Origin of the sequence: Stenotrophomonas sp. 3diitr2024 (assembly GCF_042136455.1) — a bacterium.
Lineage (GTDB): Bacteria > Pseudomonadota > Gammaproteobacteria > Xanthomonadales > Xanthomonadaceae > Stenotrophomonas > Stenotrophomonas sepilia.
The window spans coordinates 1-13,426 of record NZ_JBHHMJ010000636.1; the positions used below are offsets into that span (position 1 = coordinate 1).

Here is a 13,426-nt window from a genome sequence, read left to right on the forward strand (position 1 = left end):
TGCGCACCAACGGTGCGCACCCAGCACTATCAGGCAGAGGTCAGCCCCCTACTCCGCCTGCGGGAACAGCAGCATTGCGTCGCCGTAGCTGAAGAAGCGGTAGCGCTGCTCGATCGCGTGCCGGTAGGCCTCGAACACGCGGTCCTTGCCTGCAAACGCCGAGATCATCATCAGCAGCGTGCTTTCCGGCAGGTGGAAATTGGTCACCATCGCGTCGACGCTGCGGATGCGGTAGCCCGGGGTGATGAAGATCTGGGTCTCGCCGGCGAACGGCAGCAGCTCGCCATCGCGCATCGCGCTTTCCAGCGCGCGCACCACGGTGGTGCCGACGCCGATCACCCGGCCGCCGCCGGCGCGCGTGCGCCGCACCTGCTGCACCAGTTCGGCGCCGACGTTCAGCCACTCGCGGTGCATAACGTGGTCCTTCAGGTCATCGGCGCGCACCGGCTGGAAGGTGCCCGCACCCACATGCAGGGTGACGTGGCCGAACTCCACGCCCTTGTCCTTCAGCGCCGCCAGCAGCGGCTCGTCGAAATGCAGGCCGGCGGTCGGTGCCGCCACCGCGCCTACCTCGCGCGCGAACACGGTCTGGTACCGCTCGCGGTCGTCCACGCCCGGCTCGCGCTGGATGTAGGGCGGCAGCGGCAGGCGGCCGGCATGCAGCAGCCACTGCTCCAGCGACTCCGGCACATGGAACTGCAGCACGTAGAACTCGCCATCGCGGCCCAGCACCTCGGCTTCGCCACCGGCATCCAGCGCGATGCGACTGCCGGCCTTCGGCGACTTGCTGGCGCCGACCTGCGCACGCGCCTGCTGACCGCCGAGCAGGCGCTCGATCAGGATCTCCACGCGGCCGCCGCTGGCCTTCTGCCCGAACAGGCGCGCCGGAATCACCCGGGTGTCGTTGAACACCAGCAGGTCGCCCGGCTGCAGCAGCGACGGCAGGTCCCGCACCTGCAGGTCGGTGAAGGCGGCAGGTGCCGGCGGTACCAGCAGCAGGCGGCTGGCGGAGCGTTCGGCCAGGGGAGCCTGCGCGATCAGTTCAGCCGGCAGGTCGTAGTGGAAATCGGACTTCTTCAAGGCGGTGGGCGGCAACAGGTCGACAATGGCGCGCATTGTACGTCCAGCGTCTGCGAGCCGGCGCACTTCGCGGCGAACGTCGCGCAAAATGCTGCTATGCAGCAGGTTTCTGCGGGGTTATCGCGCAAAAAAACAAGTGCTAGCATCGAACCGGAAGTCCGCTGCACGAGCCTGCCCCAAGCGCGCGTGATGACGCGCGTTTTGCTTTTGATGGCCCGTGCGACCCATTGTTTCAGGAGATCTGCAATGAGCTTCATCGAACGCCTCGCCCCCCTGCGCAACCAGCCCGGCACCCGCCTCACCACCGGCCTGGACGATGCCACCCTGACCGCCCTGTCCGCCAACCACCCGCAGCTGATCGCCGCAGTGGACGCCGCCGCCGAGGAGTTCGCGCGCGTGCAGGCCGACCTGGGGCCGCTGCTGGCGCAGGACGAACAGGCACAGATCGACGCGATGCAGGACGGATTCGTCAATTTCTATGCCGATGACGCGGTGACCCCGTACGTGGCGCTGGCCGCGCGCGGCCCATGGGTGGTCACCCTGAAGGGCGCCGTGCTGTACGACGCCGGCGGCTACGGCATGCTCGGCTTCGGGCACACCCCGGACGCCGTGCTGGAGGCCATGGCGCGCCCACAGGTGATGGCCAACATCATGACCCCCAGCCTGTCGCAGCAGCGCTTCATCACCGCCCTGCGCGCCGAGATCGGCCACCGCCGTGGCGGCTGCCCGTTCGCCCGTTTCATGTGCCTGAATTCCGGCTCCGAAGCCGTCGGCCTGGCCGCGCGCATCGCCGACGTCAACGCCAAGCTGCAGACCGATCCTGGCGCACGTCACGCCGGCGCTACGATCAAGCGCGTGGTGGTCAAGGGCAGCTTCCATGGCCGTACCGACCGCCCTGCCCTCTATTCGGATTCCAGCCGCAAGAGCTACATGCAGCACCTGGCCAGCTACCGTGGCGAGGACTCGGTGATCACCGTGGCGCCTTACGACGAGGCCGGCCTGCGCAAGGTGTTCGAGGATGCTGCACGCAACCAATGGTTCATCGAAGCCGTATTCCTGGAGCCGGTGATGGGCGAAGGCGACCCGGGCCGTTCGGTGCCGCCGTCGTTCTATGCCGTTGCCCGTGAGCTGACCCGTGCGCACGGCAGCCTGCTGCTGCTCGACTCGATCCAGGCCGGCCTGCGCGCGCATGGCGTGCTGTCGGTGGTCGATTACCCGGGCTTTGAAGGCCTTGACCCGCCGGACATGGAGACCTATTCCAAGGCGCTCAACGCCGCGCAGTACCCGCTGTCGGTGCTGGCGGTGACCGAGCATGCTGCGCAGCTGTACCGCAAGGGCATCTACGGCAACACCATGACCAGCAACCCGCGTGCGCTGGACGTCGCCTGCGCCACCCTGGCGCAGCTGACCCCACAGGTACGCGCCAACATCGCCGAGCGCGGTGCCGAGGCCGTGCGCAAGCTGGAACAGCTCAAGAGCGAGCTGGGCGGCCTGATCACCAAGGTGCAGGGCACCGGGCTGCTGTTCTCGTGCGAGCTGGCCCCGCAGTTCAAGTGTTATGGCGCCAACTCCACCGAGGAATGGCTGCGCCAGCACGGCATCAACGTGATTCACGGTGGTGAGAACTCGCTGCGCTTCACCCCGCACTTCGGCATGGACAGCCAGGAGCTGGACCTGCTGGTGGCCATGGTCGGCCGCGCCCTGCGTGAAGGCCCGCGCCGCGAGCAGGCTGCGGCGGCGTAAGCCGCCGCTTGCGTAGAGCCAAAGGCAGCGGCAGGAGCCGCTGCCAACGTCGCTGGCGACGGCCCGAAGGGTGCCGGCCAGGACGACCGGCATAGCCCTTGCTCGGCTGGCCTTTGCCGCGATCTGAACGAAGAGCAGCCGAGCATGGCTCGGCTCTACAGAAGGGCTCATAATCCAAGGGCACCCCGTCTCTGACCGCCTTGCGGTCGGTGACGGGGCGTTTTCGTTTCCGGTCAAGAGACAGAAGATCCATGAAATCGATCTGTGTGTACTGTGGTTCCAACGCTGGCAGCAAGCCGGCCTACACCGAACGCGCCATTGCCCTGGGTGATCGCATCGCCCGCGATGGCCTGCGCCTGGTGTATGGCGGCGGCAACGTTGGCCTGATGGGCACCGTGGCCAACGCCGTGCTCGCCGCTGGCGGCGAGGTGACCGGCGTGATCCCGCGCCAGCTGGCCGACTGGGAAGTGGCCCACCGCGGCCTGACCGAACTGGAGATCGTCGGCTCGATGCATGAGCGCAAGTCGCGCATGTTCGACCTCGCCGATGGCTTCGTTGCCCTGCCCGGTGGCTTCGGCACCATGGAAGAGATCTTCGAGATGCTGACCTGGCGCCAGCTGGGCATCGGCAACAAGCCGTGCGCGTTCCTCGATGTGGAAGGTTTCTACGCGCCGCTGATCGGCATGATCGACCGCATGGTGGAAGAGCGTTTCCTGCATCCGGACCAGCGCCAGGACCTCTGGTACGGCTCGGACATCGAGGAAATGCTGGTGTGGATGCAGAACTACCAGCCGGCGCAGGCCTCGAAGTGGATCGACGAGAAACGTCGCTCGGCTCTGCGCTGAAGTGAACCGTCGCGGTGGCTCACGCCAGCGTCCGCGCCCACGGTGCGGGACGGCCCAGCAGGTAGCCCTGGCCATAGTCGCAACCGAGTTCGCGCAGTGTCTGCCGCTGCGCCTCGGTCTCGATGCCTTCGCCAATGGTTTCGATGCCCAGAGTGCGGGCCAGTGACAGCACGCCTTCGACCAGCGCGCGCGTGCTCTGCACTTCCGGCCCGTGCAGGCCGGCGATGAAACTCTGGTCGATCTTCAATGTACTGATCGGGAATCGGTGCAGGTAGGACAGCGCAGAGAAGCCGGTACCAAAGTCGTCCAGCTGCACCTGGATGCCACGCTCGCGCAGGCCCTGCAGGATGCGCAGCGTGTGCGGCGCATCGTCCAGCAGCGCGACCTCGGTAATCTCCAGCCGCAGCCGGCGCGGATCGGCGCCACACGCGTCGAGCAGGCCGAACAGGCGTTCGCTGAACTCGGCCGAGCGGAAATGGCGCGGCGAAACGTTCACCGATACATAGCTCTGCCCACCTTCGGCCAGGCGCGCGATGACCTGCTCGTAGATCAGCCAGTCGACCTGTTCGATCAGGCCGCTTTCCTCTCCCAGCTCCAGGAACGCGCCGGGCAACAGCAGGCCACGACGCTCGTGCTGCCAGCGGAGCAATGCCTCATGTCCCACCACTTCGCCATCGGACAGGCGCACGATCGGCTGGAAGAACGGAACGAAATCACGGTTGTTGATCGCGCGGCGCAGATCGGCTTCCAGGTCGAGGCTGCGCATGGCCTGTTCACGCATGTCCTCGTCGAAGATCGCGCAGCGGTCATGGCCCTGCGCCTTGGCCCGGTACATCGCCGCGTCCGCATCACGCAGCAGCTCCTCGCCGGTACGGTAGCGCGGATTCCACAGCGCGATGCCCAGGCTGCCGGACGGGAACAGTTCGCGGCCGGCGATCCACATCGACTCCTGCAGTGCCAGCAGCAGGCGCTGGCCGAAATCCAGTGCCTGTGCCAGGCCCTGCGGGCATTGCAGCAGTACCGCGAATTCATCACCGCCCAGCCGTGCCACCACATCATCGGCACCGGCCATCGATACGATGCGCTTGGCCACCTCCACCAGCATGCGGTCACCCGCGGCGTGGCCGATGCTGTCGTTGACCAGCTTGAAGCGATCCAGGTCGAGGAACAGCACGGCGAACACCGGCCCACCCTCGCGCTTGGCCAGCGCCAGCGCATCCTGCAGGCGATCGAGCAGGTGCAGCCGGTTGGGCAGGCCGGTCAGCGCATCGTGCATGGCCTGATGGGTCAGGCGTTGCTCGGCCCGCAGGCGCTCGCCGATCTGGCCGAGCAACTTCTCGTTGACCTCGGCCAGCTCACGCGTGCGTTCCTCCACGCGCTTTTCCAGTTCGGCATGCGCCAAACGCAGCCGTTGCTGGTCGCGCTGGCGCGCCAACCCGGTTCCGATGTTCTGCGCAACGAACGTCAACAGCCGCTGATCGTGCACGCTGAACGTACTGTTCTCGCTGTAGCTCTGCACCACGATCGCACCGACCACCTCGTCATCGCGCAGCAGCGGCACGCCCAGCCAGCAATGCGAGCGCGCGCCGGATTCACGCACCTCGCCACTGGCCAGCAGCGCATCGATCTGGGCGCGTGAGGCCAGTAGGGGCCGCCGGTTGCGCACCACGTATTCGGTCAGGCCGCGACTGAACGGACGAGGTGCACGGCTGGCATTGTGCTCGTCCACCGAATAGACGAAGTCCAGGCCGTTGCCGCTTCCGTTCACCAGCGCGATATAGAAGTTGCGCGCATCGAGCAGGCGCCCGACCACGCCATGCACCTGCCCGTAGAACTGGGCCAGGCTGTCGGCCGACATCGCCATTTCGGCAATGTTGTACAGCGCGGTCTGCAGTTGCTCGGCGCGCCGGCGCTCCGCCACTTCATCCTGCAGGCTGTGGTTGGCGCGCTGCAGTTCCAGCGTACGCCGCTCCACCTGTTGCTCCAGCCGGACCTGCGCCTGGCGCCGATCCATCGCAGTCTGCACGTGCTGCGCGACAAAGCCCAGCAACGCCCGCTCGGCCTCGCCATAACGGGCCGCCAGCTCATAGCTCTGCACCACGATCGCGCCGCATACCCGGCCATCGCGCAGCATCGGCACACCCAGCCAGTCCAGGCTTTCGGGGCCACGCTGCGGGTCGTGCTCCTGCTCGACCACGCGCGCCAGCAGTTCGCGCGAGGGTCCGCTGAGCGGCTTGCCATGGCGCAGCAGCGCGACGGTCAAGCTGCGCGGCATCTCGGCGGCGTCATGGCTCTGCGTCGGGTCGGCGACGAAATCGTCGACCTGGTCGGCGAAGTACAGGAAGCGGATCTGGTCACGCACATCATCGTATTCAACGATGTAGCAGTTCTCGGCATACATCAGCGTGCCGAGCACGCCGTGCACGTGACGCAGCATCTCCGACATCTCCAGATCGGCGCCGGCCAGATCGGCGATCTGGAACAGCGCCTGCTGCAACCGTTCAGCTTCCTCCAGCGCCTTGATCTGCCCGGCCTGGCGGCCACGCTGCAGTGCCAGTTCCATGGCCTGACGGGCCAGCCCCCACCACGCCGCAGAAGGCACGGCGCCTTCCACCGACAACTGCAGGCGTGCACCGTCATGTTCCCAGCCATGGGAGCCCTCGCCGATGCCCGCCGCAGTGAACGCGCCTGCCGCCCCGTCGGCCGGCCATCCGCCCTGACCACGCCCGAGCTGCGGGTCGTCCCAGCCGACGCGGACCAAGGCCGTTTCCGGCAAAAGCGCATGCAACGCGCGCACCAGCGCCGTGCTCAGCACGGCCTCGTGTGGTGGCTCTTCCGCCGGTTCAGCATGCGTGGACAAATGACAATCTCTTGGCGCCGTCGATGCGTCGCCTCCCCTGAGCCGACGAGCATAGCGCGCCACCCGGGGGGCAATGGAAGCCCGTAAACCCCGAATCGTGCGCCCGTACGTTTTTCCTGCTGTCTGCAGCCCCTTCCGAGCCATGACCCTCGCCCTGCCCGCCCCTGCCACCGGCTATGCGCCATCGCCTGCAGGCCTTACCCTGTACGCCGTGGAAGCCAGCGCACTGCCAACCGATGAAGCCTTGATGCTGGCCTGGGCCGGCGGCGACCTGCACGCGTTCGAAAGCCTGTATGCGCGCCATCGCAAGCGACTGTTCGGTTTCCTGCTGCGCCAACTGCGCGACAACGCGCTGGCCGAGGAGATCTTCCAGGACGTCTGGCAGCGGGTGATCAGCGCCCGTGCCGGGTGGCAGCCCGAAGCAGCGTTCAGCACCTGGCTGTTCCGCATCGCCCACAACCGCCTGAACGACCATTGGCGCGCCGCCCGCCATCGCCCTGCCGCACCGGCCGACGCCGACCTGCGCCTGGCCGCGATCGAGGACGGGCAGACCCCGGAAGCCGAACTTTCCGAATTCGAACAACGTCGCCGCATCCAGCTGGCGATGGAGCAATTGCCGCCGGAGCAGCGCGAAGTGCTGCAACTGCGGCTGGATCAGGAACTGAGCCTGGAGGAGATCGGCCAGATCACCGGCGTAGGCCGGGAAACCGTGAAATCGCGGCTGCGCTATGCGATGGACAAGCTGCGTGCGGGATTGAACGCATGAACCGAGACGAACCGCTGACGCCGGAAGAACGCGAGCTGGCCCGGCTGCTCGGCCGTCGCGCCGAGCAGGCACCACCGGCCGCACTGGACGCCGCCATCCTGGCCGCGGCACGTGCCGCGGTTGACGCTCCGGGTACCGATGTTGTTGCCTCTCCCGAGGCGCCGCGCAAGCAGCGCACAGGCCCGCGTTGGCCAGCGGTGTTCGGCATCGCCGCTTCGATGGTGTTCGCCATCGGCATCGCCTGGCAGCTGCGTCCTGAACCGCCACCGGTTCCGGCGGGCGAGACTGCTGTTGCCGCAGCACCGGCTGCGGCAGAAGACGTCGCGGCCGCCGATCAGGCCGCTGGAAGTGGTTCAGCCGACAGCGCAGTGGCGGTTGCGGAACCAGCCGCTGCCCCGGCAGCACCCGAGTCCGCCCCTGTTTCCGCTGCCCCGGCACCGGCCATCGCGCGTGCGCACAAGCCTGCGCCGGCCAAGACCGCTGAAGCGCCGGCCCAGGCTGCACGGTCCATGGCCGCGGATGCGGCCGCCGACACCTCCTTTGCGGCGCTCCCGCCCGCTCCGGCTGCAGCGCCGCCAGCGCCACCTGCACCGGCCGCCTACTCGGCACCCGCACCCGCACCGGCATTCGCGCCAGCAGCGTCCGGGGCAATGAACGCACGCACGGCCGCGGCACCGGCAACCAATGCCGCCGAGGCGGAGCGGACGCAGGCGCTGGATCGGGTGGAGATCACCTCGATGAAGCGTGAGGCGCCCAGCCGTTCCGCACCGGGCATCATGCGCCGCGGCAGCGACGCGGGCCTGAGCGCGGATGCCGTGCAGGCCGAGGTGGACGCCGACGCGCGACTGCCGCGCCGGCAGTGGCTGCAGAAGATCCGCGCGCGACGCGACGACGGCCAGCGCGATCTGGCCCGCGCCAGCCTGGAGCGCTACGTGCAGCAGTATCCGGAAGCCCGCCTGCCGCGCGACCTGCGCCCGTTGCTGGACGACTGAAGCAGAACGTGACCTCCGGCGACCCCGTAGAATGACGGGAATGCTCGATACCCTCGCCCAGCCTGTCAGCCACACGCTGGAAGTCAAACACAGTCGTTTCATCGCCCATGCTGCGCCGATCGACAGCGCCGCAGCGGCCATGGCGATCCTGCAGCAGGTTGCAGCAGCCGACGCGACCCACAACTGCTGGGCCTACCGGTACGGCCAGGACTACCGCTCCAGCGATGATGGCGAGCCCGCTGGAACGGCCGGACGACCGATCCTGGCGGCAATCGATGGCCAGGGTTTCGACCGTGTGATGGTGGTGGTGACGCGCTGGTTCGGCGGCATCAAGCTGGGCGCCGGTGGACTGGTGCGCGCCTACGGTGGCGCTGCCGCCGAGTGCCTGCGCACCGCCCCCCGCCTGCCCCTGGTGGCGATGGCCCGGCTGCAGCTGCTGGCCGGCTTCGAGGACCTGGGCATCCTGCACGCCACCCTGCCCGCCTTCGGCGCCGGGAAACTCGATGAACAGTTCGATGCCAACGGCGTGTGCCTGCGGGCCGAATTGCCGGCCGATCAGGTCGATGCATTGAAAATCCGCCTGCGCGACGCCACCCGTGACCGTATCCGCATACAAGACGACAACCAGGATGACTGACAAGGACGACGCCCCTGCCTCGACCCCGCCGCTGCGCCGCCTTGGCAGCCTGCGGACGTTGTGGCCGTTCGTGCGCCGCCACAGCGGGTTGTTCACCGCCTGGCTGCTTGCCCTGGCGGTCTCTTCGGCCGCCACGCTGAGCCTGCCCCCCGCCGTGAAGCAGATGATCGACCACGGCTTCACCAGCGGTGGCCAGATCAACCGTGCCTTCGCCCTGCTGATGCTGGTGGCGGTGGTGCTGGCACTGGCGACGGCCGCACGGTTCTTCTTCGTGTCGCTGCTGGGCGAGAAGGTCGTCGCCGACCTGCGCAGCCGCCTGTATGCACACCTGATCCAGCTCGGCGCCGGTTTCCACGACCGCAGCCGCAGCGGCGAACTGGTCTCGCGCCTGACCGCCGACAGCGAACTGCTGCGCAGCGTGGTCGGCTCGACCATGTCGGTCGCCCTGCGCAGCAGCGTCACCGTGGTCGGCAGCCTGGCGATGCTGTTCGTCACCAGCCCGCGGCTGGCCGCGTGGTCACTGCTCGGCATCCCGCTGGCGGTGCTGCCGATCATCGTCGGCGCGCGCAAGCTGCGTACGGTTGCGCGCAGCAGCCAGGACCGCATCGCCGATGCCAACAGCCTGGCCAGCGAGACGCTGGGCGCCGTGCGCACGGTGCAGGCGCATGCGCGCGAGCCCTATGAGCGCGGGCGCTTTGACAAGGCGCTGGGCGATGCCATCGGTGCCGCACGCCGGCGCATCGGTGCGCAATCGCTGGTTACCGCCAGTGCCATCCTGTTGGTGTTTGGCGCCATCGTTGGCGTGCTGTGGCTGGGCGCGCACGATGTCATCGACGGCCGCCTCAGTGCCGGCACGCTGGGCCAGTTCGTGTTGTACGCGCTGATCGGCGGCGGCTCGGTGGGCGCCCTGGCCGAAGTGTGGAACGAGCTGCAGCGTGCGGCCGGTGGCATGGGCCGTATCGGCGAGCTGCTGCAGGAAGACATCGAGATCCGTGCGCCGGCGCAGCCGCACGCACTGCCGCAACCGCTACGCGGCGAAATCCAGTTCGACGACGTGGTTTTCCACTACCCGCAGCGCCCGGACCAGGCCGCGCTGGACCACTTCAACCTGCATGTCCGCCCGGGTGAGACCGTGGCCCTGGTCGGCCCGTCGGGCGCAGGCAAGAGCACGGTGCTGTCGATGCTGCTGCGCTTCCACGATCCGGCCAGCGGCCGCATCTGCGTGGATGGCATCGACGTGCGCCAGGTCGATCCGGCCGAGCTGCGCGCGCAGCTGGCACTGGTACCGCAGCAGCCGACGCTGTTCGCAGCCAGTGCACGCGACAACATCCGCTACGGCAGGCTGCAGGCCAGCGACGCCGAGGTCGAGGGCGCCGCACGTGCAGCAGAGGCCGATGGCTTCCTGCGGGCATTGCCGCAAGGCTACGACAGTGAACTGGGCGAGCGCGGCGCACGCCTGTCCGGTGGCCAGCAGCAGCGCGTGGCGATCGCCCGCGCGTTGCTGAAGGATGCGCCGATCCTGCTGCTCGATGAGGCCACCAGCGCACTGGATGCGCAGAGCGAGCATGGCGTGCAGCAGGCACTTGAGCGGCTGATGGCCGGTCGCACCACGCTGGTCATCGCCCACCGCCTGGCCACCGTGCTCAAGGCCGACCGCATCGTGGTGATGGACCAGGGCCGTATCGTCGCCGAAGGTACCCATGCGCAGCTGCTGGCCGAAGGCGGACTGTACGCTGAACTGGCACGACTGCAGTTCATCGATTGATGACGGCCGGCTAACATCGGCAAGACCAAGCTGGCCCCGCACCCGCAGCATCCGCTGAAGGAGGTACGCGATGTCGTTCCGTCAGTTCCCCGCCGTCGACAGTAATGGCGAAAGCCACATCATCATCGAATTCAAGCCCGAGGCGAACGGCAGCGGGCACCACTCCGAAGCCACGCCGCGCTATGAGCTGGATGACGGGCGCCAGCTGGTGCGCAATGGGCGCGAGTTCACCACCAGTGGTGGTGAACTGCGGTTGACGATTTGAGGTTCGCCGGGCACGGCCCGGCGCTACCGCATTCGTGCTGCTCCGCGCTCGCGCTACCGGATCTCCATCCTCCGCTCTGGCAGGTTTCGACCTTGATCGACACGCTTTTGGCCAAAAGCGCCCGAGCATGGTTCGACCCTACAGAAAAGCTTGGCCAATTTTTCGCCAGGCATCTTGACAGCCTTTGCCTGCAAGGGCTGAGCGAGGTTATCCACACGTTTGCTCAGGATCCATCCACACCGCCTGTGGATGAATGTGGTCAGCCGAGCACCCGCCCGATGCCGCTGGCGTCCACTTCCGCGGCCGCCCGGGTGATCGCTGCCGGATCACTGCCGGCAATGAACCCGATGCGGAAGTGCACTTCGCCACCAGGCGTACGTGAGGAATGGATCGAGGCCAGGCTGATGCGATGCTGCTCGAACACGTTCAGCAGCTCGCGCAGCGAGCCGGGCCGATCTTCCGGCAGGTGTACTGACAGCGCGTTGCGCTCGGTCAGGTCAGCCAGCAGATAGCCCACGCGTTCGAACGTGTAGTTGCCGTCCGCCAGCGCCTGCTCGCCGAAGGCAGTGCGATTGGCCGACAGCAGTTGCTCGCGGAATGCACCACGTGCACCGTCGTCACCCTGCACGACCTGCGCCTGCAATGCCTGCAGCTGGCCCACCAGCCGCTCCAGCATCGGCGCCACGTACGGGTTGCCGAACTGGATGTCTTCGTAGATCGCCGGGTTGAGCGACAGGATGCGCGAAATGATCGCCGTATCCAGCTCGAACGATGCCGAACGGTACGGCATCATCGCAGCCAGATCGCCCAGCTGCGGCTGGTACTGGCGCAACACGCCGGCCTGGGCCAGATGGGTGGCATGCACCATCGCCTGCACCAGCGCCATCATCTGGTCGTGGTGCTGCGGCGTGGCCCGCACGCACTCGGCCTGCAGCGCGGCGCACAGCGTATCGACCCACGCCTGCCAAAGCTGCAGCCGCGCTTCGCAGACCACCATCACTCTGCCCTTCAGGGTCGGCGCCTTCGGCGGCGCGGTCATCGGGTGCAGGCCGACCACTTCGGCCCGCGACGCCAGCATCGCCTGCACCGGCGCCTCCTTTACCGAGGTCACATCCAGCCACAGCCTGCCCTGCTCGCGGCCCGCCGATTGCCGCACGTACTCGGCGATCAACGCCGGGGTGTGCCGGATCGGTGCCGAGAACACCAGCACATCGGCCTGCGCCAGCAGGTGTTCCGGCGTGTGCGAACCTGGGTCGGCCGGATCGTGGCCGATCACCTGCAACTGCAGGTGCTGCTGGAAGAAGCGGGTCAGCCAGCGCCCGTAGGCGCCAGCGCTGCCGATGATGCCGACCGTGCGCGGCGTGCGTGGGTCCAGGCCGCTCATGCAACGCGTTCGGCGCGGAAGCGCGTGCCTTCGGCCAGCGCCGCCGGCGCGGCGGCGACCACGTCGAATTCCTCGAAGCCGTTGTCCAGGGTCGCCTCCAGCGCCGCATGGGTGCCGGCAATCGCACGCGAAATCGCCTGCTGCATCGATTCGCCGCGCAGCAGGAACGACACCACCAGCGACATCAGCACATCGCCGGTACCCGCCACGTCCACCGGCAGCAGCGGCGAGGTCCAGCGCCAGGTTTCCTCGCGGCCGACGGCCAGGGTCACCAGTTCACCCGGGGTGCCGCCCACGCTGTGCGCGATCACCCAATGCGGGCCGCGATCCAGCAGCGTGCGCGCGGCGTCGATGGCATCGGCCTCGGCCAACGCCGGCATGCCGGTCAGGCGATTCAGTTCGAAAGCGTTCGGCGTCACCAGCCAGGCATGCGGCAACAGGCGCTCGGCGAAGATCGCTTCCAACCCGGGTTCCACGTAGGGGCCGGTGTGCGTGTCGCCAATCACCGGGTCCAGGCAATAGCGCAGCTGCGGGCAGGCCGGCAGGATGTCGTCCAGCCAGTCTGCGAAGGCGGCCCCGTTGGCGGTGCTGCCGAAATAGCCGGAGACGAGCATTTTCGCCCGCTGCGGCAGGCCGCGCTCGTGGGTGCCCAGCAACAGGTCGGCGAACCAGTCAGCGGGCAGCACGCGGCCACGCGTGGTGTCGTAGAAAGGCGCATTGCTCAGCAGCACGGTCGGGATTTCCGCCACGCGCACGCCCAGCGCGCGCATCGGCGGTACGGCGGCACTGTTGCCGGCGTGGCCGTAGACAAGCTGCGACTGGACCGAGATGACATCGATCGGCGACGGGCCATCCGGCCGCTGGCGGCGGCCGTGGACCAGGTGGTTATCAAGGGATTCGCTCATGGCCGCATTCTACGCCCGGTGGAGTGTTCGGCAGGGCTTGCAGCCCTGCACCTGCCGAAGCTGCAAGCAACGGCAACGGCAACGGCAACGGCAAAAGCGAGCTATCCGTGGGGTGGCGGGGCGGTGTGGGAGGTCAGGACACGCCGTAAACCCATCCATGGGGGCTCGATGGCGCCATCCATGG

11 protein-coding genes are annotated in these 13,426 nt (G+C 67.9%); 7 read left to right on the forward strand and 4 right to left on the reverse strand.

Annotation, left to right across the window (positions count from 1 at the left end):
• Positions 1-48 precede the first annotated feature (48 nt).
• Positions 49-1,116, reverse strand: a complete 1,068-nt coding sequence (gene queA / locus ABGA94_RS16465) for a tRNA preQ1(34) S-adenosylmethionine ribosyltransferase-isomerase QueA (protein ID WP_065185185.1) — start codon at positions 1,114-1,116, stop codon at positions 49-51.
• A gap of 210 nt (positions 1,117-1,326) precedes the next feature.
• Between queA and ABGA94_RS16470 the strand changes: the two genes are divergently transcribed.
• Positions 1,327-2,823 carry an aminotransferase class III-fold pyridoxal phosphate-dependent enzyme gene (locus tag ABGA94_RS16470; RefSeq protein WP_005416198.1) on the forward strand — a complete coding sequence of 499 codons (1,497 nt, stop codon included), beginning with the start codon at positions 1,327-1,329 and terminating at the stop codon, positions 2,821-2,823.
• A 251-nt stretch (positions 2,824-3,074) separates the two neighbouring features.
• The gene (locus tag ABGA94_RS16475) at positions 3,075-3,668 is read left to right on the forward strand and encodes a TIGR00730 family Rossman fold protein (RefSeq protein WP_005416197.1); all 594 of its coding nucleotides are present in this window, start codon (positions 3,075-3,077) and stop codon (positions 3,666-3,668) included.
• A 19-nt stretch (positions 3,669-3,687) separates the two neighbouring features.
• Here the strand turns inward: ABGA94_RS16475 and ABGA94_RS16480 are convergent, their stop codons facing one another.
• Entirely contained in the window at positions 3,688-6,528 is a 2,841-nt protein-coding gene (locus tag ABGA94_RS16480) for an EAL domain-containing protein (protein WP_375367810.1), read from the reverse strand.
• Between the two features lie 247 nt (positions 6,529-6,775).
• Here ABGA94_RS16480 and ABGA94_RS16485 point away from each other — a divergent pair, with 247 nt between their 5' ends.
• The 5 genes from ABGA94_RS16485 (at position 6,776) to ABGA94_RS16505 (ending at position 10,953) form a co-directional block, all read left to right on the forward strand.
• A complete protein-coding gene (locus ABGA94_RS16485; RefSeq protein WP_229298559.1) occupies positions 6,776-7,294 on the forward strand; it encodes an RNA polymerase sigma factor in 519 nt (172 codons plus the stop codon).
• Entirely contained in the window at positions 7,291-8,286 is a 996-nt protein-coding gene (locus ABGA94_RS16490; protein WP_005416194.1) for a hypothetical protein, read from the forward strand. Before ABGA94_RS16485 ends, ABGA94_RS16490 begins: the two co-directional genes overlap by 4 nt.
• Before the next feature lie 40 nt (positions 8,287-8,326).
• On the forward strand, positions 8,327-8,923 hold the full coding sequence (locus tag ABGA94_RS16495) for a YigZ family protein (RefSeq protein WP_005416193.1): 597 nt from the start codon (positions 8,327-8,329) through the stop codon (positions 8,921-8,923).
• Positions 8,916-10,688: an ABC transporter transmembrane domain-containing protein gene (locus ABGA94_RS16500; RefSeq protein ID WP_005416192.1), complete on the forward strand. Its 1,773-nt coding sequence runs from the start codon at positions 8,916-8,918 to the stop codon at positions 10,686-10,688. Before ABGA94_RS16495 ends, ABGA94_RS16500 begins: the two co-directional genes overlap by 8 nt.
• Positions 10,689-10,758: 70 nt before the next feature.
• Positions 10,759-10,953: a hypothetical protein gene (locus ABGA94_RS16505; RefSeq protein WP_005416191.1), complete on the forward strand. Its 195-nt coding sequence runs from the start codon at positions 10,759-10,761 to the stop codon at positions 10,951-10,953.
• A gap of 259 nt (positions 10,954-11,212) precedes the next feature.
• Here the strand turns inward: ABGA94_RS16505 and ABGA94_RS16510 are convergent, their stop codons facing one another.
• Positions 11,213-12,337, reverse strand: coding sequence for a prephenate dehydrogenase (locus tag ABGA94_RS16510; RefSeq protein ID WP_095377746.1), 1,125 nt, complete (start codon positions 12,335-12,337; stop codon positions 11,213-11,215).
• Complete coding sequence (pdxY, locus tag ABGA94_RS16515; RefSeq protein ID WP_375367811.1) at positions 12,334-13,242, reverse strand: pyridoxal kinase; 909 nt, start codon at positions 13,240-13,242, stop codon at positions 12,334-12,336. The genes ABGA94_RS16510 and pdxY overlap by 4 nt, the downstream gene beginning before the upstream one ends.
• Between the last annotated feature and the right edge of the window lie 184 nt (positions 13,243-13,426).

What these genes read in the sequence shown, in the direction of transcription:
- ABGA94_RS16510 (WP_095377746.1), bottom strand. Translation starts at nt 12,337, where the DNA reads ATGAGCGGCCTGGACCCACGCACGCCGCGCACGGTCGGCATCATCGGC.
- ABGA94_RS16470 (WP_005416198.1), top strand. Translation starts at nt 1,327, where the DNA reads ATGAGCTTCATCGAACGCCTCGCCCCCCTGCGCAACCAGCCCGGCACC.
- queA (WP_065185185.1), bottom strand. Translation starts at nt 1,116, where the DNA reads ATGCGCGCCATTGTCGACCTGTTGCCGCCCACCGCCTTGAAGAAGTCC.
- pdxY (WP_375367811.1), bottom strand. Translation starts at nt 13,242, where the DNA reads ATGAGCGAATCCCTTGATAACCACCTGGTCCACGGCCGCCGCCAGCGG.
- ABGA94_RS16475 (WP_005416197.1), top strand. Translation starts at nt 3,075, where the DNA reads ATGAAATCGATCTGTGTGTACTGTGGTTCCAACGCTGGCAGCAAGCCG.
- ABGA94_RS16495 (WP_005416193.1), top strand. Translation starts at nt 8,327, where the DNA reads ATGCTCGATACCCTCGCCCAGCCTGTCAGCCACACGCTGGAAGTCAAA.
- ABGA94_RS16505 (WP_005416191.1), top strand. Translation starts at nt 10,759, where the DNA reads ATGTCGTTCCGTCAGTTCCCCGCCGTCGACAGTAATGGCGAAAGCCAC.
- ABGA94_RS16490 (WP_005416194.1), top strand. Translation starts at nt 7,291, where the DNA reads ATGAACCGAGACGAACCGCTGACGCCGGAAGAACGCGAGCTGGCCCGG.
- ABGA94_RS16500 (WP_005416192.1), top strand. Translation starts at nt 8,916, where the DNA reads ATGACTGACAAGGACGACGCCCCTGCCTCGACCCCGCCGCTGCGCCGC.
- ABGA94_RS16485 (WP_229298559.1), top strand. Translation starts at nt 6,776, where the DNA reads ATGCTGGCCTGGGCCGGCGGCGACCTGCACGCGTTCGAAAGCCTGTAT.